Annotated in this window: 14 protein-coding genes; 7 read left to right on the forward strand and 7 right to left on the reverse strand. The window is 45.2% G+C overall.

Annotated elements, in window-relative coordinates; genetic code table 11:
• Nucleotides 1-9: 9 nt before the first annotated feature.
• Together QUB68_RS18720 and QUB68_RS18725 are read left to right on the forward strand one after the other, a co-directional pair.
• Nucleotides 10-3,462 carry a P-loop NTPase gene (locus tag QUB68_RS18720; protein ID WP_332995271.1) on the forward strand — a complete coding sequence of 1,151 codons (3,453 nt, stop codon included), beginning with the start codon at nt 10-12 and terminating at the stop codon, nt 3,460-3,462.
• 2 nt (nt 3,463-3,464) lie between these two features.
• Nucleotides 3,465-4,376, forward strand: coding sequence for a hypothetical protein (locus QUB68_RS18725; RefSeq protein WP_332995272.1), 912 nt, complete (start codon nt 3,465-3,467; stop codon nt 4,374-4,376).
• 313 nt (nt 4,377-4,689) lie between these two features.
• Here the strand turns inward: QUB68_RS18725 and QUB68_RS18730 are convergent, their stop codons facing one another.
• The 4 genes from QUB68_RS18730 to QUB68_RS18745 all read right to left on the reverse strand — a co-directional run bounded on the left by QUB68_RS18730 (nt 4,690) and on the right by QUB68_RS18745 (nt 10,527).
• Nucleotides 4,690-5,553, reverse strand: a complete 864-nt coding sequence (locus tag QUB68_RS18730; RefSeq protein ID WP_332995273.1) for a Uma2 family endonuclease — start codon at nt 5,551-5,553, stop codon at nt 4,690-4,692.
• Between the two features lie 400 nt (nt 5,554-5,953).
• Nucleotides 5,954-6,889 carry a polysaccharide deacetylase family protein gene (locus QUB68_RS18735; protein ID WP_332995274.1) on the reverse strand — a complete coding sequence of 312 codons (936 nt, stop codon included), beginning with the start codon at nt 6,887-6,889 and terminating at the stop codon, nt 5,954-5,956.
• A gap of 364 nt (nt 6,890-7,253) precedes the next feature.
• On the reverse strand, nt 7,254-8,864 hold the full coding sequence (locus QUB68_RS18740) for a bifunctional pantoate--beta-alanine ligase/(d)CMP kinase (RefSeq protein WP_332995276.1): 1,611 nt from the start codon (nt 8,862-8,864) through the stop codon (nt 7,254-7,256).
• 562 nt (nt 8,865-9,426) lie between these two features.
• Nucleotides 9,427-10,527 carry a septal ring lytic transglycosylase RlpA family protein gene (locus QUB68_RS18745; RefSeq protein WP_332995278.1) on the reverse strand — a complete coding sequence of 367 codons (1,101 nt, stop codon included), beginning with the start codon at nt 10,525-10,527 and terminating at the stop codon, nt 9,427-9,429.
• A gap of 576 nt (nt 10,528-11,103) precedes the next feature.
• Here QUB68_RS18745 and purM point away from each other — a divergent pair.
• From purM to QUB68_RS18765, 4 genes are all read left to right on the forward strand, one after another.
• Nucleotides 11,104-12,132 carry a phosphoribosylformylglycinamidine cyclo-ligase gene (gene purM / locus QUB68_RS18750; protein ID WP_332995280.1) on the forward strand — a complete coding sequence of 343 codons (1,029 nt, stop codon included), beginning with the start codon at nt 11,104-11,106 and terminating at the stop codon, nt 12,130-12,132.
• 756 nt (nt 12,133-12,888) lie between these two features.
• Complete coding sequence (locus tag QUB68_RS18755) at nt 12,889-14,700, forward strand: iron uptake porin (protein WP_332995283.1); 1,812 nt, start codon at nt 12,889-12,891, stop codon at nt 14,698-14,700.
• 336 nt (nt 14,701-15,036) lie between these two features.
• Nucleotides 15,037-16,503, forward strand: coding sequence for an ABC transporter substrate-binding protein/permease (locus QUB68_RS18760; RefSeq protein ID WP_332995284.1), 1,467 nt, complete (start codon nt 15,037-15,039; stop codon nt 16,501-16,503).
• Nucleotides 16,469-17,218, forward strand: a complete 750-nt coding sequence (locus tag QUB68_RS18765) for an amino acid ABC transporter ATP-binding protein (protein WP_332995285.1) — start codon at nt 16,469-16,471, stop codon at nt 17,216-17,218. Before QUB68_RS18760 ends, QUB68_RS18765 begins: the two co-directional genes overlap by 35 nt.
• A 173-nt stretch (nt 17,219-17,391) precedes the next feature.
• Here the strand turns inward: QUB68_RS18765 and QUB68_RS18770 are convergent, their stop codons facing one another.
• Nucleotides 17,392-18,435: a lysylphosphatidylglycerol synthase domain-containing protein gene (locus tag QUB68_RS18770; protein ID WP_332995286.1), complete on the reverse strand. Its 1,044-nt coding sequence runs from the start codon at nt 18,433-18,435 to the stop codon at nt 17,392-17,394.
• A 103-nt stretch (nt 18,436-18,538) separates the two neighbouring features.
• On the opposite strand from QUB68_RS18770, the gene QUB68_RS18775 reads away from it, so the two are divergent.
• Entirely contained in the window at nt 18,539-20,575 is a 2,037-nt protein-coding gene (locus QUB68_RS18775; protein WP_332995288.1) for a S8 family serine peptidase, read from the forward strand.
• Between the two features lie 280 nt (nt 20,576-20,855).
• Here QUB68_RS18775 and QUB68_RS18780 read toward each other — a convergent pair whose 3' ends face one another.
• Both QUB68_RS18780 and QUB68_RS18785 read right to left on the reverse strand, forming a co-directional pair.
• Entirely contained in the window at nt 20,856-21,335 is a 480-nt protein-coding gene (locus tag QUB68_RS18780) for a hypothetical protein (RefSeq protein WP_332995290.1), read from the reverse strand.
• Nucleotides 21,336-21,507: 172 nt separating this feature from the next.
• Nucleotides 21,508-23,181 (reverse strand): glycosyltransferase family 39 protein, encoded by a 1,674-nt coding sequence (locus QUB68_RS18785; protein ID WP_332995292.1) that lies wholly within the window; start codon nt 23,179-23,181, stop codon nt 21,508-21,510.
• Between the last annotated feature and the right edge of the window lie 78 nt (nt 23,182-23,259).

Below are 23,259 nucleotides of genomic sequence, written 5' to 3' on the forward strand. Positions count from 1 at the left end.
TCTAATTATATGACTCAGTTAACTAGAGAACTGTCTGAGCGACTCAAGTCTGGCCCTGCCTTTCTACTATTAGGTCAAAATTATCTAAAGCTAGAGTCGGGGAGAGATCCTTTTCTATCCGAGATCCTACGTAAATATGGTGGGACAGGAGATGATTACGGTCAAATTTTAGCTGGAAAGGCTTCTGAAGCATCCGAGGCAGCATTAACTTGGATGCAAGGACGCTGTAATTGTTTTCTTCATCCAGAATGGCTAGAGACTGTTGCTAGTTTCTCCTGGAGTGGGGTTTACACTTCTGCAATTGATACAATTTGCCTCGAAGCCTTCAGAACGAGTTGGCGACAATTACAGCCAATATATAATTCGGAAACTCTTAATCCAAGCGATCCTAGAAATCGTCATCGTCTACACTGCACATTTTTGTTTGGGTGTGTCAGTCAAGCCGATAAGGATAAAAGACCTCCTTTGAATGAAGATGAGCTAGACGTTCGAGATTCCGTAGCAAATGCTCTAGCTCGTAGATTGCCAGAACTTATCACTCCTCTCGGAACACTGGTGATAGAAGGCTATGCAGGTGATTTAGACTGGTTCTCTCCACAGAAACTAACACCTGTTATTGAAGGACTTAACAAAGCTCAGGTTCATATTTTTAGTGTAAATGAAGCAATCAAACAAAATCCACGTATTGCTAGACGAGTACAAGAAGGTAAAGTTATCCTCCATGACGAAAACTTGGCAATATATCTTTTACGTGCTCAAGAAGCAGGATATTTGATACTTGGTGAACCACCTGACAATGATGAATATGGTCACCGCATTACTGTAGAGCACAAGTCTTTAAATGTTACCCTAGATATTTGGAATTTAGTTTCGAGATCGGCAACTATTATAGATGACACAATTCTTATAGAACCACCACACATTGGAGAAAATAGACTATATAGTGAGTTCAGAGCTTTCCTAGCAGAATCCAGCAATAGACCTATCTGGTCAGGATATGCACGGGGATTTGCATTTAAGCGTAATTTTGAGAGTCATCTTCAAGAAATTGTTACTAAAAGATTGAAATCTAATGAGTTGCAGGATGAGCCAGTAATTCTTTGTGGACAGTCAGGCACGGGTAAAAGTATTGCTCTTGGTCATCTCGCATATTCAATTCGTAAGGAGAAAAAGTATCCTGTTTTATTTATTGAGCATCGCTCTAAACTCCCTCTTTCAAATGATTTAGATACTTTTTGTAAATGGGCTGAAGATTTGGGTGCATCTGCGGTTCTAATTATTTGGGATGGAATGGTTGAGCAAGAGCAATACTATGAACTGACTAAAAGGCTTTCTAGTCGAGGGCGTAAAGTTGTTGTTGTTGGTAGTTGCTATAGTAAGGCTGCTGCACAAAAAAATAATTTTGTCGAGGCTCCTGCGTGTCTCAGTAAGGTTCCTCCAAAAAGAGAAGGAATAGACGAAATGACTGGATTTATAGATTTTGTTGAAAATTTTGCACCATCATCTAGTGAAAACCTTAGAAAGCTCAGTGAAAAAGGTGGTGATAGGTTCTTAGTCGCCCTGTATAGGCTTTTACCACCTACTAAAAGTCAAATTCGCTCAGGATTGGCGAAAGAAGTACAATATGCGGAACAAGACTCATCTAAACATTCTGAGCAAATTTTAGTCTCAAAAACTACATTTGCAACTGCTTTTTTACAAGCGGGTTTGATCACTGAAAACCAACTTTTATCCTCAGAAGATTTGGTGATAGATGGAGAGGAGGTAACATTACTTCAGAAATTAATTCGATTAGTAATGGTTCCTGGACGTTTGGGAATTAATCTTCCATTGGAAATTCTGATTCGAGCAATTAATGCAGGAGCAATTACAGATTTTGTCAGTTTAATTAAAAAACTTAAAACTGATGTTGTGCAGTGGTACGAAGATGATCGTGGTAATTTTGAAATTGGTGCTCGACATCGAATTGAAGCTGAACTAATCTCCCGATCTCTTTTGGGTTGTGCAAAAGCAGAAGTTGATTGTGCTAAGGATATTTTATTAAGTGTTCGTGAAAAAGGTAACTTCAACGGTGAAACTGAGATTTCATTTGCAGTTTCCTTAATTAGAAGTATGGGTCCTAAAGGACTTGATGCAAATTATTTTGCACCCCATTTTTCAGAAATTGCTGAAATTCTTCGTCAGTTACGAGAAGATTATAACGTCAAAAATTCTAGATTAATGCTACAAGAAGCTACTCTTTTAACAGAAACAGTTCAAAGACAACGATATCCTTCGAGTTTAGTATTATCTGAACAGGAGCGTATTGAGCTTTTAAATAGAGCAGAAGAAGTGCTTTGTATTGCTCTTGATCAAGTGGGTTTTGACAAGAGAAATAGGGGATTGCGTGGTCGTTTGTTAGTCGAGAAAGCTTCTGTTTTAGGAACAAAATTTAATATACTAAAAGGAAATCAAAATCATGAAAAATCACTGTTTTTTCTTAAGCAAGCACAAGAAGCAGCTTTTGATGCACTCTCATTAAATTCAGAAAACTACTATCCGATAGATGTTTTACTTTGGACAAGTAGAGACATTCTTTCGGATGAAAGTATTGCTCCAACAATTCGTGCTGAAATAGAAGCAAACGTATTTCATGTATTGACTTTATCAGAATCTGAAGAGTATCCTCCTGAACAGGAAGAACGTTTGCAATCACGTCGTCAGGAGATAGGTGAATTAGTGGGAAGAAATGATATTTCTGAAGAAGCATTTCAGGCTCTTGAAGCTATGGGATCTAGTGATGGTTATTATCTAAGAGCCTATGCCATTGTTAAGAATATACCATTCAAATCTTCCTTAACAGATGATAATATTCATGCTTGTGAAAGAGCAGTTCATTACTTGAAGGAACATTGGGATAAAATAAATCAAGATTCACACTCACTGTATTTACTTCTTAAAGTTTGGTGGTTAAGTAAAGCCAAAGAATATCTATTTTCTGGAGAGAGGAGAACTGTTTCATTTAATCAAAGAGATTGGCAATATTGCCTACAAATTGTAGAAGCTTTAATGAAGACACGAGAGTTTTACGAGAATCTATCTCTAACTTATTTGAAAGGCTTGGCCAACTTCCATCTAGATAGAATTCAGATTTCTTTAGATATATTCAAAGAGCTTGAAAATGAAAGTTCATCAATAGGACGTAAACGAATTCTCCGTAGCTATCTTGCGAGTAATCCTGATGGAAGCCCAAAAAAATTTACGGGAGAAGTAGCGTGGAGGTCTGAAAAACCTAATGAACGCGGAGCTGTATACGTGTCACAATTGGAACGTAAGCACATTCCTTTTGTTCCACAGCTATTTGGCAACCCGGACATCCTTAAAGGTGAGTCTCTAAATGAGTTTCACATAGCTTTCAATTTTCTTGGTCCTATTGCAGATCCGATAACATATTACTCTCAACCATCGCAAAAGAAGAAATAACTATGAATTCCTCGGAAGAAGTGCTGAAATCTTTTGATAAGCTTTCAGCCTGTAAACAAGAGATCGATTCCATAGTTTCTCAAATTATTGAAGGTGATCAATTATTTGGTTCAATTAGTATTCAGTTCACTTCTGATGGCATACCTGAGTGCCGCTTTCAGCGAGTAACATCTTGGTTATATACCTTATATTGGGAAGCAGGTAAAAAGTCTGATATTAAATTTTTAGTAGAACTATTCGATAAGTTTAGTCTAGACGCAGGTAGAAATTTAAGTAGCCACTTTTATCTTGTGCAATCATTGCGTACTCTTCTTCAGCATAACATTGCTAATGAAGATGCTCACAATAGTAAGATTCAGAGAAATTGCTCAGAGTGGTTTGAATCTATTTGTGAAGTTTCTCAACCAGAAAATGATTTTCATTGGGAAAAGTGTTTGCTTAAGCTAATTGATGAATCTCAGAGCTTTCTAGAAGCGATTCTAAAGTGCATACAATTAATAGAAAGCAATGAGTCAAAGGATGAACTTATCTATCAGTGGAATATGCGCCGAAAACGCTACTTCTCACCTTGGGATTATGACAATTTAATTCGAGAGGTAATGGGTGATATTGGTGTGACAAAAGATGTAGTACAACTCAGGAATAGATATCAAACTAAATGGAATAAGTTCTTAAAAAACTTATCAATAGATGCAAATTTTACATTTGAACTTAAGAAGCTTATTCTTGATACACTCTTAGATGATCAGGAAAAGTTAATGCCATTAATGTCGGATGATATTATGTCAGAGTTTGGTATTGCAGCAGGATCGCAAGATATGCGCAAGATACTTGCAAAAGCTAGAAAGATGTATAGAATTGATTCAGAACTTACAAAAGAACAACTCCTGGCAATATTGAGAGCAGATTTGTAAAAAGAAGATAATCAATTTGCCACGAAGCATTCTGCATTTTTCAGGCAAGAAGTTGAGCTTACACAAAAAACATGATATACTCTATCTTTATGAAAACAGGACTTACGCACGCGGGGAAAAAACCAGTTTCTGCATCAATACCTCTCGGTTCGATGCACAATTTTTCGGATAAACCGGGTTTTTTGCGTAAATCCTAAAAATCCTTCACAACTTCAAATATTCAATTGATGCGGTGATAACCCTGTCAAGTTGCTGAATTTAAAGGATTTGTCTGGATTATTCAGATGTCTCCAGTGGTTAGCTCGATCGCCCTTTATCCCAAGCGCTGCACCTCTTCCACCGACAGCGAAAGCGCCTGAGCGACTTGTTCGACAGTCAAACCCATTGCCAGGAGTTGCGGAATCGCATCTTTTTGTGTTTGCTCTGCGCGATCGGCTCGCTGACTCTCAGCTTCAGCTCGCTGTCGTTCCTGTTCGGCGTAGAGGCATTCGAGTCGAGCTTGCTCGCTTCCGGTCAGCAACAAATTTCCTTCGTTATCCCACCAGCGCAACCACCGCTGTGTCTGATTTTGATAGCTGCCTTCCCATACGCCCAATTCTATGCCCATGCGGTCTATCGGGTAATGTCCGCGATCGTTCGGTTCCAATCGGCAATAGCAAGCATTCACCCAGTTGTAGACTTCCAGTTGGCTGGTTTTAATTACATATATGGCGTAGTAGGGAATGCGGATAATCTGTTCGTATACCCAAAACTTCCCTGGTTTCTGAGTAGTACCTTCTGGTAAACGAGATAAAGGCGTGTTGTCTCGCTCTTCGGAACCATTCCCACTGGCAAACTCGATCGCAATTATTGGCACCATATACTCGCGCCAAATCACGTAAGAGCGACGAATTTCGCCGTCTAACATGGGCGGAACGTTGGGGACGTAGAACCAGTCAGGGGCTTCGGCTCCCTTTTCTGGAGGGTCGGTTTCGCGCCAGTAGATGCCACTATCTTGCCCGATCGCATATTGTCCGTCGGGGTGAAGCGTTTGCAGCGTGCTTTCTAGGGAGTCTGTGAGCAGGATGCTCTGGGGATGCTCTTGGAAATTTTTCACAAAAGTACCGTCGGATTCTGGGAGTTGCGTGTGATCTGGGAAGGCTGGGGGCAAGCCTGTCGCACTGAGACTTTGGGTCATGGCTGGTACGCGATCGACCTAGCGATCGGACTGATGCTCTCTTACAACAGCATAAGCTGTTCTGCATTTAAATTGTAGATCAGAAAACAATCAAACAATGAGTGGGGTGGGCTCTTGTAGTCCGCCCTGAGTATACAATTTAAATGCGCGACAGCTTAGCGATTGTCGATCAATTTGTGCACAGGAAGAAGGAACCAGGAAGAAGGAACCAGGAAGAAAGAAGAAGGAAGAAGGAAGAAGGGAAATGCAATTAAAGCAATCATTTCCGCAATTAAGAACTTCCGGTGGAACCGACTGCGGTTGCCACTTCTTCCTTATTCCTTCAGCTCTAGTTCTCAGAATCTATCGAACTCCCTAAAAAAAATGGGAAAATGGCGATTAATTCCACTCTCCCATTTTTTTATTTTTGTGCTGTTTCCTGCTTTTTCAAATCTTGTTCTTGCATTTGCAACAACTCTGGAACTGTTACGAATTTGTACCCCTCCTTTCTCAATTTAGCAATAATATCCGGCAAAGCTTGTACAGTCCTCGCTCGATTGCCTCCGCCGTCGTGCATCAGCACAATGCCGCCGGAATTTGCTTGCCGCATCACGTTATCCATCAACGATTGCGTCGCAGTCCGCCAATCTAAAGAATCCGCAGACCACATGATAACTGCATAATTTTTTTTCTGTGCGTAAGCTGCCAATCCATTGTTTAAAATTCCTCCCGGCGGGCGGAACATTGATGTTTTTACCCCTGTTACTTCTTCGATTAAGGCTGAGGTGCGATCGATCTCCCGAGCGGCACCGTCTTCGTTATATTTAATGTATTGGTGATTCCAAGTGTGGTTGCCGATCGCGTGACCAGCCGCCGCCACTTGTTTGCCAAGTTCGGGATATGTTTGCAGGTATCTTCCTACCCAAAAAAATGTACCCTTAATATTGTTTTTCTTGAGAATATCTAGGATTTGTCTAGTTGTTGTCGGCCAGGGGCCATCGTCAAATGTCAGGGCGATCGCCTTGTGCTGCGAGTCGAGTTTCGCCTGACGGAGCATTGTACCTTTAAACTGGGACGGTAGGTCTGTTTTAAAGCGGGTTTCCTCCAAAGAGGCTAGAGCCTGTTGGGAAAATTCAACTCGATGGGCGATCGCCCCTCTGATACCATTAACATTGGCGATCGGCTTTGGTTTTTGTGACTGGGATACAGCCAATACCTGGGGCTGCATTGGTGTCGCTGGTGCACTTGCCCGCAAGTTCATCGGCAACGTCACACCCAGCAAAAAACTGCCTACTGCGGCTATAAAAGCAACGATTAATTTTTTTCGCCGCCTCAACAGCCGTTTAATTTTTGTCACGTCATTCTCTCCTTTCACACCTTGCAAAGTTAATTGTAGATTTTATGTTGATATTAAGTTAATCCAGTTAAGACGATAATCTTAAATCGGATGGCTCCTAAAAATGCTACTGCAAATAACCGATCGCAGGGAAGTCCATCAGGATAAAAAAATTTAAGACTTGTGTACAAGAAACCCTCGTCTCCCCATGAAAACCGGGAATGAGTAAACTTTTTCCAACGGGGATGCTGCTCAAATCCTGTTAATCACACGCTATATTCCTAGAGACTCAGACTGGCGCCAGCGTCCCTACCTGACACTATAAGTTGATTGCACCGGATTTGAGACAGTGGGCGATCGATCGCCCGCCCCACCAGCCCTAAAATTAACTTTTCGGGCCGATTCTCTCTTGGTACAAGCCGACAATCCGATCGATCGCTTCGTCAACAGTCAGATTATCTGTTTGAATTTCTACAGCATCGGCTGCTTGGAGCAAAGGTGCAATCTTGCGAGTGCTGTCCTTTTCGTCCCGCAGAGCGATGTCTTGTTCCAACTGTGCCAAGCTAATACTAGCCCGATCGGTCTCTTTAAGTTGTAACAACCGCCTGCGCGCTCGCTCTTGTACCGAAGCCGTCAAAAAAATCTTCAATTCCGCATCGGGAAACACGTTAGTGCCGATATCCCGGCCTTCTGCCACAATTCCGCCGGATTTGCCGCAGCGCCGCTGTTCCTCCACCAGAAACTCCCGCACGGCCCGAATCGCCGCCATTTCTGAGACGCGGGATGTCACTTCCAAACTGCGAATTGCCTCGGTTACGTCTTCGCCGTTAATCTTCAGCCTCAAAGATCCGGGATCGAGGTTGTATTCTAAATAGCTGCAACTGATTAATTCGGCGATCGCACATTCGTCAGAAATCGGCGTGTCTGTTTTCAAAGCCAGCCAAGTCAGCGCCCGATACATCGCCCCAGTATCCAGATAAAACAGCGACAGAGTTGTGGCTACTTGGCGAGTTACGGTGGATTTCCCAGCGCCCGCCGGGCCGTCGATCGCCACAATTGGTCGCCGGTTCCTGAGAATTATATTGTCAATCAACCGAGTAGAACCGACTCTGGCTGCTACTGCCAAAAGTCCCGCTGTTTCCACAACCTGCAACGGCATCAAAGTGTCGGGATCGACGAGTTCGGCGTATTCCAGCTTGACTGCGGGTTCTGCTGCGACTTCTGCGCGCGCAGCAGCAAGTGCAGCGGTGGAGGTGCGGTCGCCTGAGGCAAAAGTTTTTGAGGCTTGTTGCAGCGCGCGGTAGAGTACGCAGGCTTGCTGTTTTTGCTCTGTTGTTAAATACTGATTTCGAGAACTCATTGCCAGTCCAGATTCTTCGCGGGCGATCGGGCAAGCAACAATCTCTACAGGCAAGTTAAAATCTACAGCCAGCTTGCGAATAATTGCTAGTTGCTGCGCGTCTTTCTGCCCGAAATAAGCTTTTGTCGGCTGCACTAAACTCAAAAGTTTGGTCACAATTGCCGCCACGCCCTGAAAATGACCGGGCCTCGACTTGCCGCACAACACTGATGTCATCGCCGGCGGCGGCACTACTTGAGTTAAGGATGAAAGGTGAATTTGTGTTTGGGCGGTTTTGGGTGTTTCTGTACGTGAAGCGAAGCTATCCCCTAGGGAATCGACCTTTTGGTTGCCGAACATTTCTGTTGCTGGGGGAGCAAAAACTGCATCAACCCCAGCTTGTTCGCACAGCAGCCGGTCTCGCTCCAAATTCCGAGGATAATCTTGAAAATCTTCTGTTGGCCCAAATTGCAGCGGGTTGACAAAAATGCTGACCAGGGCGATCGCATTTTCTTGTCTTGCTCGCTGGATCAAGCTGAGATGTCCGCTGTGCAAAGCTCCCATTGTCGGCACTAAACCGACTGTCAAATCAGGTACAGCAGACTTTTGTAAATTTAAGTAGCAGCGAAGTGCTGCAATTGTCGTAAACAGGCGCACCGGTAGAATCTCCTGAAGGCATTCGGCAGAATGCAGAATTTTTGATTGAGAATTTTTTCAATCTGACATCTTGTGGCGATGTTAGCAACAAACTCGCCCGCCCGCATCGGGACTCGACGAGTCCAAGATGTCATTTTTATTCTACTTTCTGCCTTCTACACTTCGGATAACTTATTTATTCTGCCTTACCAGAAAGAATTGGTTTAAAGCCGGAACCCTTGTAGGGAGAAATTAAAACAAGACTATTCATTACTCCAATCCTCGGCCTTCTTTTGTCAATTGCTGTCAACCCAACGAGCGGCTTTTCGGGCAAACTGTCAACTGCCAACTGTCAACTGTCAACCGCCAACTGTCAACTGTCAACTGCCAACTATCAACTGTCAACTGTCAACTGTCAACTGTCAACTGTCAACTGCCAACTGTCAACTGTCAACTGCCAACTATCAACTGTCAACTGTCAACTGTCAACTGTCAACTGCCAACTGTCAACTGTCAACTGCCAACTGTCAACTGTCAACTGTCAACTGCCAACTGTCAACTGTCAACTGTCAACTGTCAACTGTCAACGTCCCACAGTTGTTTGTTGCTTGGGTTCGATTACTTCGATTTCCACTCTCGCAACGCCGCTGCTCATCATTCCCAGCACGTTGGCTGCGCCGGCCGACAAGTCAATCAGCCGATCGCCCACGTAGGGGCCGCGATCGTTAATCCGGACGATGACGGAGCGGCCGTTGTCGAGATTTCGCACCATGACTCTAGTGCCGAAGGGCAATTGGCGGTGGGCTGCTGTCAAATCATTTTGGTTGAAACGCTCGCCGCTGGCGCTGAGGTTGCCGTCAAATCCCGGGCCGTACCAGGAAGCCCAGCCGCTGAGCCGCACTTGAACTGGGCCCAGAGACAGCACGGGGGCTTCTGGTTGCGGTTGGTCTGCGACTGCTTGCAGGGGTGGGGCGTTGCCCAGCAGTCGGCGGAGGCGATTGGTTACTTGCAGGGCGTCTCGGCTAAAGTCGCTGGTGGTGTCGGGGAGGATGGTTTCGGCGTTGATGTTTACCAAGTCCTCGCCGTTTGCCTGGATCAGGTAGCGATCGCCTTTTTCCCACTTAACGGTAATGCTGTTCGGATCGATGTTGTTGCGGGCTAGCTGGTTGAGTCTTGCTGCTAGGCTGGATGCCCGCCACACTGGATCTGGTTCTTGGTTGCTTTCGTTGCTGGCAATGTTTCCGACTTTGGAATTGTCTTTCTGGGCCGCTACTTTCAACTGACTGCGAGTACCGGCTTGGCTGTCCCCAGTTTCTCCGATTTTGGTATTTGTTTCCGGACTGGTGTTGAGAAAGGTGATGACTGGAATGTTTCGCACGTAGACTGTCGCTGCTTGTCGCCCGCCCAAGTCGTGGGGCTGAATTTTGGCGATCGAGTCTCGGTCAATGTCAGCTCTTGCTTGGTACTGATACTGTCCCACTTTCTGTGCTTCGACCCGAGTCGCGTTTAACGGCGGGGACGGTTGGGTGGCAATTACTTGCTTGGAACCTTGAGAGTTGTGCTTGACGACATCTGTTGCTTGTGCGTGACAAGACGATGCCGTTCCTACCACAGGAACTAACAGGACAGCGAGTAAACCACCAACAAATTTTTCCTTCATACGTCCATTTTTGTGAATAGCCATTGCCAACCGAGATTGGAGGATTGGCCATTTGGCGGCAGGCGTCAAGAATTTTTCTTGATTCCTTCGCCATTCCCCCGTGAGTCAAAGCAAAGTATCGGGGTGCGTTTTGGCTTTAATGCTTCAGCCCCAAAAAAATTTGGCTGAAACTTCCCTGATATTTGACAACTCATACTCGATCCGCAATTTGTGTGTTGTTCACGAACTGCAACAGACTACCACATACTTTTGCGCTTGGGGATCGCTGTGCCGGCACATTGCACCGAATCTGCATCAAATCTTCTCGGAACTCGGTCTCATAAAATCCTTTAATTGCAGTGCTTACAGCCGTTTTCACAATTCCTGAAAACTTTACAAAAATTTACAATCTTTTTGGGTATTTTGTGGACTGCCGAATCGCTAGCCTAAAAAAAGTTGTTTGTCAAGTGTTGACGGTTGACCCCGCTCCCAAAATTGATACAATTTTGCGACACTCGTCGCGGGCCGCCCCAAATTTTTGACCGGAGTTCCGGCTCGTTTGATTCATCTGTTAACCACTATGGGAATAAACTAAAACTTACAAATCGATGTGGCGGACTTATGGATTATCGAGCAGCAGGTGTAGATGTTGAGGCGGGCAGAGCTTTTGTCGATCGCATCAAGAATACAGTCAAAAGTACCCACCGATCGGGAGTTTTGGGTGGATTCGGTGGATTTAGCGGGTTTTTCAGCGTCCCGGAGGGTTTAAAAGAGCCGGTGATGGTTTCGGGCACTGACGGCGTTGGGACTAAGTTGAGATTGGCCCACGATCTCGATCGCCACGACACGGTAGGTATCGACTTGGTGGCGATGTGCGTCAACGACGTGCTGACATCCGGGGCGGAACCGCTCTTTTTTCTCGATTATTTAGCGACGGGAAAGTTAAATCCAGAACAATTAGCTGCGGTGGTGACGGGGATTGCTGAGGGTTGCAAGCAAGCGGGCTGTGCTTTGCTCGGAGGGGAAACGGCAGAAATGCCCGGTTTTTACCAAGCGGGCGAGTACGATTTGGCTGGGTTTTGCGTGGGAATTGTCGAAAAGAGCAAATTATTGGACGCTTCCCAGGTACGGGTGGGAGATGTGGCTGTCGGGCTGGCTAGTTCCGGCGTGCACAGCAACGGTTTTAGTTTGGTGAGAAAAATTGCGGGCGATTTAGGTTTTGATTGGCATTCCCAACCGGAAAAATTGGGCGGTCAAACTTTAGGAGAAGTGCTGCTGACTCCGACTACAATTTATGTGAAACCAGTCCTCGAAGCAATTAAGAGCGGTTTGGAAATTCACGGTATGGCTCACATTACTGGCGGCGGTTTGCCGGAAAATTTGCCGCGCTGTTTGGGAGAAAATCAATCTGTGAAAATTGATGGTAATAGCTGGCCGAGTTTGCCGATCTTTGACTGGATTGCTGAAGCTGGTTCAGTTGCGACTGCCGATATGTTCCATACTTTTAATATGGGGATTGGATTTGTCCTGTTGCTCGATCGCCGGGAAGTTGAACAGGCTGTGAAGTGGTTTCAGTCTCAGGGAATTGGTGCCTTCGCGATCGGCGAAGTGATTGAAGGTAACGGCGAATTGGTAATGAGCTTCGATTGATTTTTTTTAAGTAAATTAAAAAAAATCGCCTTTTTTTTTCGGGTCAAACGCTTGACTTTGACCATTCAATAATGTATTATTAAATAATGGGAGTGGTGGCAATTTTAAAATCGTAGTCACCACTCCCATTATCTAAAATATACCACAAGAATCCTAGGAAAGTCAATAGGTAATAGCTCTTTTTTCTGACAAATTTTTCAACAAAATTGGAAGAAACTTTGTTGATTTCACCAGATAAATTTTTGATTGATAGAGCGATCGCAGATTTCAGGCAGATGAACACAGATAGACGCAGATAATTTTAAGCAGAGCGATCGCCTGAATGCAATTGGAGTCTCATTGAGTGACGGTAATCAGAATTAATAATTGGTAGTAGCTAAATATCGTTTGTACTGGCACAGCTATCAATTGTCATGGTTTACTGCGATCGGCGATCGCACAGACTTGACAGCGATCGATTTTCTGCACTAAGATAAAATATCTACCTGCCTCCCTCTGCGGTTGAAAATTATTCTCAACCAACTCTTCTAGGGTTCAGAGGGCGCCCAGGAACGAGAAAAGAGCAAAACACAGATATCCGCCCATCCTGAAGAGTGCGGATTGTGGATTTTAGTAATTTCAACGCCAGCTCAATTATATTCAAAAGTTGGGTTGTGAAATAATTGTTGCCGAGCCAGGGTTTGCGTTAAGTAAAACCCGTTCTCGCTGCGGTGACAAGAAACAAGATTTTTCACTATTTATATAGCAGGAGCCACAATGTCAAAACTTTTTGGGAAAAGTTTATGGTTTTGCCTAGCTTTCTTTAGTAACCTGTTGTTGGTAGAAAACACAGTCTTTGCAGCAGAAACAACTGCCGCACCGCTGCAAATTCCTGATGCACAAGAGCCGATCGCCCTTGGGGAAAACCCGCAGCAGTTTGCCGCAGAAACAGGTGCGCCGAATCCAGCCGCAAAACTTCCCGCGTCCACAGAAACAGAGGCCTCTAGCGAGACAGCAGACACCTCAGAAAGCGAATTAACCGCAACATCAAATCCCTCGACTGCGCCAGTCATTGCCAGCGAGTTAAAGCAATCTGAAACCCCAGCGGTTGAGCAAGAAAAACCTGCCGCTCGATCGCCCGATTCCACCTCGATGGAGCAAGTGACATCAGTATCTCAACTGTCCGACGTGCGACCCACAGATTGGGCTTTCCAAGCCCTACAATCCCTGGTGGAACGCTACGGCTGCATCGCGGGATATCCAGACGGAACCTATCGCGGCAACCGAGCTTTAACTCGATACGAATTTGCCGCAGGTGTAAACGCTTGTTTAGACCAAGTTACCAAACTAATTGGCTCGTCAACCGCTAATTTTGTCACCAAAGAAGATTTGGCAATACTTCAACGCTTGCAAGAAGAATTTGCCGCCGAATTAGCTAGCTTGCGCGGTCGAGTTGATGCCTTAGAAGCGCGGACTAGCGAACTCGAAGCAAATCAGTTTTCGACAACTACTAAATTGAATGCAGAAACCATTTTTGCGGTGAGCGATACCTTCGGAAAAGGTGCTGTGGGTGATGACAAAACTACTGCAAATCTTGGCTACCGGGTGCGCTTGAATTTCGATACTAGCTTTACGGGAACTGACCGTTTGAGAACGCGGTTGCAAGCGAGAAATAATGCTCGGTACGATCGCACTACCGGCACTCCCATGACTCGCACCAACTTCGACGGGGATCGCGGCTCTCAAATCGTCCTCGATAAACTCAGCTATCAGTTCCTCATCGGGAGCCGCACCACTGTCGAAATAGGAGCAACTGGACTTACTTCGGATGACGTTGCTCCGTTAATCAACCCTTATTTTGATAGTGCGGCTCAAGGCGCCCTTTCTCGGTTCGCAGCCTTCAACCCCGCTATTTACAACACTCCCGGAGAAACGGGAATTGCCATCAATCACCAATTGAGCGATCGGCTGAATCTAACTTTGAGCTATCTGGCAAATAACGCGGCTGACTCTACACAGGGTAACGGAATTTTTAATAGCAGCTACGGGGCGATCGCTCAATTAACATATTCCCCAAGTTCCAATCTCGATTTAGCCCTAAGTTACGTGCGAAGTTACTCCCGCAAAAATGATGTCGATCTTTCCCTCGGTACCGGCAGCAATAACGCCAATCAACCATTCAATCAAAGTGCTACCAGAGGGAACCATTTCGGCCTTCAAGCAAGCTGGCGGCCTTCGTCTCGATTTACGCTTTCCGGCTGGGCGGGATACGTAGACGCTCAACAGTTGTCTGACGGCGATGCGAAGGCGGGAATTTGGAACAGTGGGGTAACTTTTGCCTTCCCAGATTTGTTCGGAGAAGGTAATGTCGGCGGCTTGATTGTTGGTGTCCCGCCCAAGGTGACTCGCAACGATATTAAATATAACAAAGACAATGCTACTTCTGTCCACGTAGAAGCTCTTTACCGCATCCAAGTCAGCGATTTTATCAGCGTTACGCCCGGAGTTTATCTGATTACAAATACGGATCACAATAAGGACAACGGTACAACATGGGTGGGAGTTTTACGCACTAGCTTTAATTTCTAAAATAGAGCTGTTGCAAAAATAGCTAGGACGGGCAAGATGCCCGTCCCACACAAATTTTTTTCTTGTGTGGAATGGGCATCTTGCCCGTCCGAAAATAGCTAGGACGGGCAAGATGCCCGTCCCACACAAATTTTTTTTCTTGTGTGGAACGGGCATCTTGCCCGTCCAAAAATTTGATTAAAAGGACTTTTAGTAGAGGTATAATATTAATAACTGTGCGCTGCGAACATTTTTTAGGTAGGTTTGCTGTGCAATTCTCTATCTTTAGAATGGTGACTTCATTGCAACTTTTAGAATATTTTATTTGCAAGGGGATTTGTGAGGAAAATGCTGGATATGAAACGTTTTAAATTGCGATCGATGGTGGCGATCGCGATCGCGATCGCCTTTAGCTTAATTGCGATCGCCAGTTACGCCCAAGCCAACAAAACTTTAACCCTAGCGACTTCCCCAGACTACCCGCCCTATGAATTTAAAGATACAGCGGTTAGCGGCAACGAAATCATCGGTTTTGACATCGATATTGCCAAATATATTACTAAAGAATTGGGCTACGAGCTGAAAGTAATTGGCATGGATTTTAACGGCTTAATTCCGGCTTTGCAGGCAAAAAGAGCCGATTTAGTCATGGCGGGAATGACTCCCACAGCCGAAAGGAAAAAAAATGTAGATTTTTCTGACCTTTACTACGAAGCTCAAAATACAATTGTCGCCAAAAAAGGCAGCAATTTGACCAAACCTGAAGATTTAACTGGGAAAAAAGTAGGGGTTCAACTCGGAAGCATTCAGCAAGAAGCTGTGAAAAAAATGGCAGGGGTGCAACTCGCTCCTCTGAACAAGATTCCTGACATCATCCAAGAAATTAAAGCGAACCGACTCGCGGCGGGAGTAATTGAAGATACTGTCGCTACAGGTTATGCAGCAGCCAACCCTGACTTGGAATTTAATACAATTCCGAATACTGAAGAAAGCGGTTCGGCGATCGCCTTTCCCAAAGGTTCGACATTAGTTCCCGAATTCAACCGAGTCCTCCAGCAAATGAAAGCCAGCGGTCAAATTAAGGAACTAGCTACTAAATGGTTCTCTCGCCCGATCGCGCAAGCAGAACCGACTCCAGCAAATCAGCCGGCGGTAGCGCCAAAATTCAAGTTAGATTTTGGCAAAATCGTGCCGAGTTTGCCTTATATTTTGTCCGGCATTTGGGTAACGCTCACCTTTACCTTGCTGTCGGCTTTTCTGGGATTTCTCTGGGGAATCGTGCTGTCTCTGTTTAAGATTTCTAGCATTAAACCGCTGGCTTGGTTCGGCACTGCTTACACCTCAATTTTTAGAGGAACGCCGCTAATTTTGCAATTGACTTTAGTTTATTTTGCAACGGCGCAGCTTACGGGCTATAATATATCTGCGCTGCAAGCTGGCGTGATTACTTTTTCGCTGAATTCTGGGGCTTATATTTCCGAAACCATCCGCGCGGGAATTCAAGCCGTAGATAAAGGTCAAAAAGAAGCCGCAGAATCCCTTGGGGTTCCCTACAAACAGATGATGGGCGATATTATCTTGCCGCAAGCATTGAAAAATATCTTGCCTGCATTGGTGAATGAAAGTATTGCTTTGTTGAAGGATTCAGCTTTGGTTTCGGTAATCGGCGTAGAAGATTTGCTGCGCCGCGCTACAATTGTGGGAGCAGAAAAGTATATTTACTTTGAACCTTTGATATTTGTCGGCGCAATTTATTATTTGATGGTGCTTAGTTTAACTTGGGGGGCCAATGTACTCGAACGCAGACTCCAAACTAGCAGTTAAGGTCGATCGCCTTTATAAATCTTTTGGCAATCTTAAGGTTTTGCGCGAGATCACCACGGAGATTCAGAAAGGAGAAGTGATCGCGATTATCGGCCCTTCGGGGTGCGGTAAGTCTACTTTTTTACGCTGTTTGAATCTCCTGGAAGTTCCGACTTCAGGACAGATTTACATTGACGGCGTAGATATCACTTTGCCGAAGGCGGATATTATGAAAATACGGCAGAAAGTGGGGATGGTGTTTCAGCAATTTAACTTGTTCCCGCACATGACTGTGCTGCAAAATGTTACCTATGCGCCTCTCAAGGTGAAGCACGTTGCTAAGGATGAAGCGCGTCTGAAGGGCTTAGAATTGCTGGAAAAAGTCGGTTTGTCGGATAAGGCAGATGTTTATCCTTCTAAGCTTTCGGGGGGTCAAAAACAGCGGGTGGCGATCGCCCGCTGCTTGGCGATGGAACCGGAAATTTTGCTGATGGATGAACCGACTTCTGCACTCGATCCTGAAATGGTTAAAGAAGTGTTAGAGGTGATGAAAGCTTTGACGCAGACGGGGATTACGATGGCAATTGTGACTCACGAGATGGGTTTTGCGCGGGAAGTCGCCCACCGGATTTTGTTTCTCGATGGCGGAAAGGTGGCGGAAGATGTGCCGCCGCAGGAGTTTTTTAGTAACCCGAAATGCGATCGGGCCAAGCAATTTCTCGAAAAAATGCTTTAATCCCATATCGTATCCGCAAATAAACAGGTTTGTAGATGGGACGTACGGTTGAAACCGCGTCTAAACAAACGATGTCCGCCTCCGCGGACTTAAGAAAACAACGTAATCTTCAACCCCTCTGAGCTCGGGTTTTGTCTGTATAGACGCGGTTTCAACCGCCCGGTCTTCTTTTTTTAACTGTGCCCGCGCTGGCGATCGATCTTTGCCAAACCAGCACCCGCAACATCCGCCAGAATACTAATTATCCGATACAAAGCCACCGCACTCAGAATTATACCCGTAGAAAAGCGATCGGACAGCAGGGCGATCGCCGTTGCTTCAAATACTCCCATTCCCCCCGGCGCACCCGGTACAACTAAACCCACCACAAACGCAAAACAAAAAGCACCGAACAAGTTAGGAATATCGTTAAGATTCACCGGAGTTAAAGCCATTACCGTTAGCAAAAATCCGCAGCCCCGCAATCCGATAAAACACATTTGTCCGATTAACGGCACTAAAGGATAGCGTTTAATTGGTAAATTAATTTGGCGATTAGACTTGACACTCGATGTTTTTTTCGCTATACTGGAGCTAGACCCTAAACGCGAAATCAGTCGATCGCCCGCAGCCTCCCCAACCTCTGAATTTTCCCCCTTGTTCTTGGATAACTTCAACCGCTCTACAAAAAGGACGATCGGATTTAAAATTCGGGGATGAATCGCCGTCAAAATAGCAGCCAAACCGAAAATCCGCAACAACCAATTGATTTTGTCAAAACAAATCAACCCAATCAGCACGCCCGCAGAAGCCATCAGCAAGGGTTCTAGCAGCACGCTGAGAGTAGCAGCTTTGGGGAAAATCCCGGCTTTTTTGGCTTCCAAGATTCGACCCCAAAAATGCCAAATATTCCCCGGTAAATACTTGGCAATATTAGTCTTGAGAAAAACTTGAATCGCCCACGCGGCATTTACAGGTTGGCGGAATTCCCGCAAAATTAACATCCACACCCAGCCGACAAAAATTAGAGACAGTAAAGTGACGCCGAGGGCGATCGCCAGCAACGGAAAACTTTCGGCTCTAATTTGGATATTCGCGACTTCTCGCCAGTGAGTTAAAAAAGCTTGGGCAATAAATAAAAACGTCCCGCCCAAAATCACGTAGCGCAAATAAGGCTTTAAACGCGATTTTGCGAGGTTGAAAAAATTCTGAATTCGATGCAAGTGTGGTTTTCCCATTTTCCGATCCTGATTAGTGAATTTGGGATGGTAGATTTCTTAACCTGAATTTCATGTTTTTTATTTAAAATTTAGATCGATCGCACTTAAGGAGTACATTTCTATGGCCGGCCCGAGCCCTGACGGATTTTCCTATCTTTTAGATGATAGCGCCAACAGTTTCGCCTTGACTCCGGGCTTTTTGACTCCCTATCCTAACGGACTTTTTGCCCTCGGTGGTAACGATTTTATTGTCGGTTCCTCGGATGCCGATCGCCTCAGCGGTGATAATGGTAACGACAGACTCCTCGGCGGCGGCAATTCCGATACACTCTTCGGCGGTGCCGGGAATGACTTGCTTAACGGCGGTGCCGGCAACGACTTCCTGTTTGGCGGCAAGGGCAGCGATACCTTGGAGGGAGGTAGGGGAGATGATAGCCTCAACGGCGGCAGCGGTAGCGACGTTTTAGTGGGCGATGGTGGCAAAGATACGCTCACGGGGGGTTTGGGCGCAGATACCTTTGTCCTGCGCAGCAACTCTGCTGTTTCCAATCCGGCGGTTGCTGACATAATTACTGACTTTAACAGTTTTGAGGATGCGATCGGGCTAACCGACAATCTTACCGAAGCAGACCTCACTTTGGAAGCAGTTGCCGACACTCCCAATACAGTAATTAAAATTCGTCAATCCGGTGCTATTTTAGGCGAAGTCGCCAACACATCTCCACAAAACCTCAGCGGTAAATTCATCTCTGCAACTACCGTATTGAGCAACCAACTCAGTCAAGCCCGCGATTTAGGCGTTTTGAGCAGCACTCAAACCATCGCCGACTCGGTTAGCAATGCTCGCCCAGACAACCTTTACCGCTTTACTTTGCCTGCAACTAACGACTTTAAATTAACTGTCAGCGGTTTTAGTGCCGATGTTGACGTGGCTGTGATTAAAGATATTAATGGCGACAATTCTATTGACTTTACCGATATTATTGCTTCTGCTAAAGAATCGGGTTTATCGCCAGAGTCGATCGATCTCAAAAATTTGGCACCCGGAACATACTTTGTCCGAGTTTATCAAAACCAAGGTAATACAAATTTTACCCTAAATTTATCTGCAACTCCTGCCAATATTGTTCCTGAAAATCCCAGCAACTCACCGGGTTTTGACTCTCGTTTTGGGTTCGGTTTGGTGAATGCGGCGGCGGCAGTTGCTAAAGCTCAAGGTGTTGCAACTTTTCCTGATGTTCCCGACTTGGGCGGCGACGAGTGGGGCAGAGACTTAATTAAGGCTCCAGAAGTTTGGGCAAAGGGCTTAACTGGAGATGGCATTGTCGTAGCAGTTATCGACAGCGGAGTTGACTACAATCACCCAGATTTAACGGGGAATATTTGGAGCAATGCGGGGGAAAATGGCGTAGATACGACTGGTAGAAATAAAGCTAGCAACGGCGTAGATGATGATGGCAATGGCTTTGTTGATGATTTCCGGGGATGGGATTTTGCCAACAATGATAACGATCCGATGGATGATAACAGCCACGGTACTCATATCTCTGGTTTACTTGCTGCAAAAAGAGATGGAGTGGGCATCACTGGAACGGCTCCGACTGCGAAGATTATGCCTTTGAAAATACTCAATAGCACAGGAGTAGGCAAAATTACAGATGAAATTAACGCGATCAATTACGCGGTGGCAAATGGTGCAAAAATCATTAATGTGAGTTTTGGTGGTCAACAGATCAACGATCGGGAATTGAATGCAATTCGAGCCGCCGAAGCTAAGGGCGTGGTGGTGATTTCGGCGGCAGGAAATGATGCTCGCCCGGATGTGGATTATCCGGCTAAGTTTGCGAATGAGGTAGGAATTGCTGTCGGTGGTGTTAACCGCAACGGCTTGTTTGCCGATTATTCTAACCGGGCGGGAGCTGAGGCGATTAGTTATTTTGTTGCTCCGGGCGGCGACGGCGGGAGGGCGGATGCTGGGGACGTTTATTCAACTGTACCGCTTTCTCAACCGGGGACTCCCTATCGATATTTTGCGGGTACTTCCATGGGAGTGCCGCACGTATCTGGGGTGATTGCTTTGATGTTGCAGGCCAATCCGAGTCTGACTCCGGCTCAAATTAAGCAGATTCTTGCGGAAACAGCAAATCGGTCGGTTTAAATTCGATCCGGTTCGATCATTCGGACTTCAGTCCTTCCTTACAGTTTTATGAGGAAGGACTAAAGTCCGAACGATCAAAATATCTCTTACAAAAGTCCTTTTAATTAAATTTGGGAACGGGCTCTTCGGCCCGTTCCAGAGAAAAAATTATTTTTGTGGAACGGGCCGAAGAGCCCGTTCCTAGCTATTTTTGCAAGAGGTTTAAACTTTATCATCGGTTCGTAGTGAGGACTAAAGTCCTCATCTTCTGTAGTTGCGGCATCAACCACCGACTCCGCTCTTAATAATTGGCGGCGTAAGTCAAGTCAAATTGGCGGCACAGGGTGATGCAGCAGTAATTTGGTCGATCGAATACTAACTCGTAATTCATCTCGCCCTCAATTTTGGTAATCGGCTGTTTTAAGGGGATGCCCTGAATGTCGTATTGGCGGCGTTCTAAGGCACTCCAGTCGATAATTTTGATGTCGATTTGATTCTGCAACTCAGTTGCGATCAGATATAAGTGCATCTTATCTTGAACTTTCCCAGTCAGGGGAATTTTCATTAACACTGACTGAGTGACAAGGGGTTTTTGGTCGTTGGGATGCTTCTGAGTGTGGCAGCTTTTGAGTTCGATATCGTAAGGTTCTACCTTAAATTTCTCTCCGTTGGCGATCGCAGACGAGTGCAAGTCTTTCAGGGACTTTTCTAGATGAGGAATCAGCCCTAAGTCGGGATCGCACAGCAGTCTGCGAATATTGGAGGTTTCAGTGACTGTCATTTGAGATTTTTGATGTTATTTTTGTTATTCTTAATTTCTAGCTTACCGCTAAACGCAGCCATATTGAACTCTACTCTAGACATACTTCCAAAAATTCAGTTTCTTGGCAGTCTGTCGCGGTGAACCAGACATTTTTGGAAATTAACCAGTTTTTTGCCTTAATCCTGTCTGGTTATTTTTTGGTAATTTTCCACAGATTGAGCTCGACATTACCAACCGCCGGATCTATTTGATAGTTTTGCTGTTCAATTGCCGATCGCAAAGTTGAGGACGGTCTGTATAAAAACAACTCGCCGAAACCGCCGGGAATTTTCGGGGGTTGTGGTTTTTTCCGTACCAACTCTCGATTTTTGTAACAAGAAGTATAACAGCGTGGTTCGATTAGCAGTTTGACTTGTGGTTGCAGGCGATAACTTAAAGGCATAATGTATGCTATATTCGCATCGCTGACGATTAGGGGATTGCGGGCTTGATTGACAGTCGCAGCGACTTCTAATTCCGCGCGCAACCAACCGCTGCCTTTATTCCACCAACTATCGGCTTGAGAACTAACTCCACCGGAGATGATGCCTGCACAAAACAGTGTAACTATTAATATTTTCCACAATTTTTGCTGTTTTAATTTCTCGAAATTGTTGCTGATTTTCGCAGACAGCAGGTAAGCAACTGCTAGCTTAATTCCCACATAACAAGGAACTAAATATCGCGGATTGGCCGATCGCCTGCCACCTTTAAGTATATCGGGCACTGCCAAAAATAAAGCGGTTGTGGCAATTAATAACAATATCAACAACCAAACCCGTTTTGGTGTTTGCCGGCACAGAAAATAAAGGGCTATGCCGACTAAAGCTAGAATCATGATGCCAACAGGAATTACCAAGGCTAATTCTGTGGCGCTGGCACTGCCATCAATGCCAATATCAAAAAATGCTATGCTGACGGCGCCCACCCACCTGCTAACTAATCTTAAAAGACTTGTCTGTTCTGCCCATGCTGTTGTACTTTTAATTTGATTGAAGTTTTCTACAGTATTTATGAGGGAAGGCATGAAGCCGATTAAGGCGAACATTCCTGCTGCATAATAGGCAATAAATGTTTTAACATCCCGCCAGTTGGCAATAACTGCGACGTAGATTGCATGGGCTGCGGCTACCCAGACAAATAACAAGTGGGTGTACAATCCTAGTGTTGCTGTGCCTGCGTAAAGCGCCCAGGAAAGAATCAGGGCGAGATTATTTTGAGTAGACTCAGGGCGCATTGCTCGCAGCAATGCTGCACTGGATAAAATAGTAGTTAATGTCCACAAACTGTACTGCCTTGCTTCTTGGGCAAACAAGATGTGGTAGGGAGAAATTGCGAAAATTGCGATCGCCATCCACGGCACAGCGGCAGATTCAAATAACTCCCAAGCCAGCCAATAAACGGCCGGAAATACTAGCAAGCTAATCACTGCTGCCAAGCTTCTCATTGCTGCAACGGAAGTGCCGAACAACTGCGCCCAAAATCTGGCTAGTACGTAATACAGCGGCGGGTGTTGGGGGTCTTCGGTTGCTAATGAATTCAGGGTGTCGCTTAAAGTTTTTTCCGAATTAATTTGCTGGTATTTTTGTAAATCCGAGGGTGAGGTTATTTTTTGGTACGAAGTTTTTTTGATAATTTCGGCTTCGGTGTAGCCGGAAACTCTCAAAGAAGTATATGTTTCGTCGATCCAGTAAAATTTGCGATCGAGATTGACAAATCGAAATAAAATGCCGATCGCTAATACGGCTATAATTAAAAATCGCAACCACTTCTCAAGTGGAGGGTTGTGAGAATTTAGTCGATCGCGATTTTTAGTAGATTCCATTTTATAACTAGCTAATCTCGCAGAAGTTTTTTGATATCACCCTAGCCGTAAGGTGCGCCGAAGAGCACCCTAAAAAAA

The sequence above is a fragment of the Microcoleus sp. A006_D1 genome (assembly GCF_036702805.1).
In the GTDB taxonomy this organism is placed as follows: domain Bacteria; phylum Cyanobacteriota; class Cyanobacteriia; order Cyanobacteriales; family Microcoleaceae; genus Microcoleus.

Excerpts from the sequence above, each read along its gene's own strand:
- QUB68_RS18720 (WP_332995271.1), top strand. The coding sequence starts at position 10 with ATGACTCAGTTAACTAGAGAACTGTCTGAGCGACTCAAGTCTGGCCCT.
- QUB68_RS18725 (WP_332995272.1), top strand. The coding sequence starts at position 3,465 with ATGAATTCCTCGGAAGAAGTGCTGAAATCTTTTGATAAGCTTTCAGCC.
- QUB68_RS18730 (WP_332995273.1), bottom strand. The coding sequence starts at position 5,553 with ATGACCCAAAGTCTCAGTGCGACAGGCTTGCCCCCAGCCTTCCCAGAT.
- QUB68_RS18745 (WP_332995278.1), bottom strand. The coding sequence starts at position 10,527 with ATGGCTATTCACAAAAATGGACGTATGAAGGAAAAATTTGTTGGTGGT.
- purM (WP_332995280.1), top strand. The coding sequence starts at position 11,104 with ATGGATTATCGAGCAGCAGGTGTAGATGTTGAGGCGGGCAGAGCTTTT.
- QUB68_RS18755 (WP_332995283.1), top strand. The coding sequence starts at position 12,889 with ATGTCAAAACTTTTTGGGAAAAGTTTATGGTTTTGCCTAGCTTTCTTT.
- QUB68_RS18760 (WP_332995284.1), top strand. The coding sequence starts at position 15,037 with ATGAAACGTTTTAAATTGCGATCGATGGTGGCGATCGCGATCGCGATC.
- QUB68_RS18765 (WP_332995285.1), top strand. The coding sequence starts at position 16,469 with ATGTACTCGAACGCAGACTCCAAACTAGCAGTTAAGGTCGATCGCCTT.
- QUB68_RS18770 (WP_332995286.1), bottom strand. The coding sequence starts at position 18,435 with ATGGGAAAACCACACTTGCATCGAATTCAGAATTTTTTCAACCTCGCA.
- QUB68_RS18775 (WP_332995288.1), top strand. The coding sequence starts at position 18,539 with ATGGCCGGCCCGAGCCCTGACGGATTTTCCTATCTTTTAGATGATAGC.
- QUB68_RS18780 (WP_332995290.1), bottom strand. The coding sequence starts at position 21,335 with ATGACAGTCACTGAAACCTCCAATATTCGCAGACTGCTGTGCGATCCC.
- QUB68_RS18785 (WP_332995292.1), bottom strand. The coding sequence starts at position 23,181 with ATGGAATCTACTAAAAATCGCGATCGACTAAATTCTCACAACCCTCCA.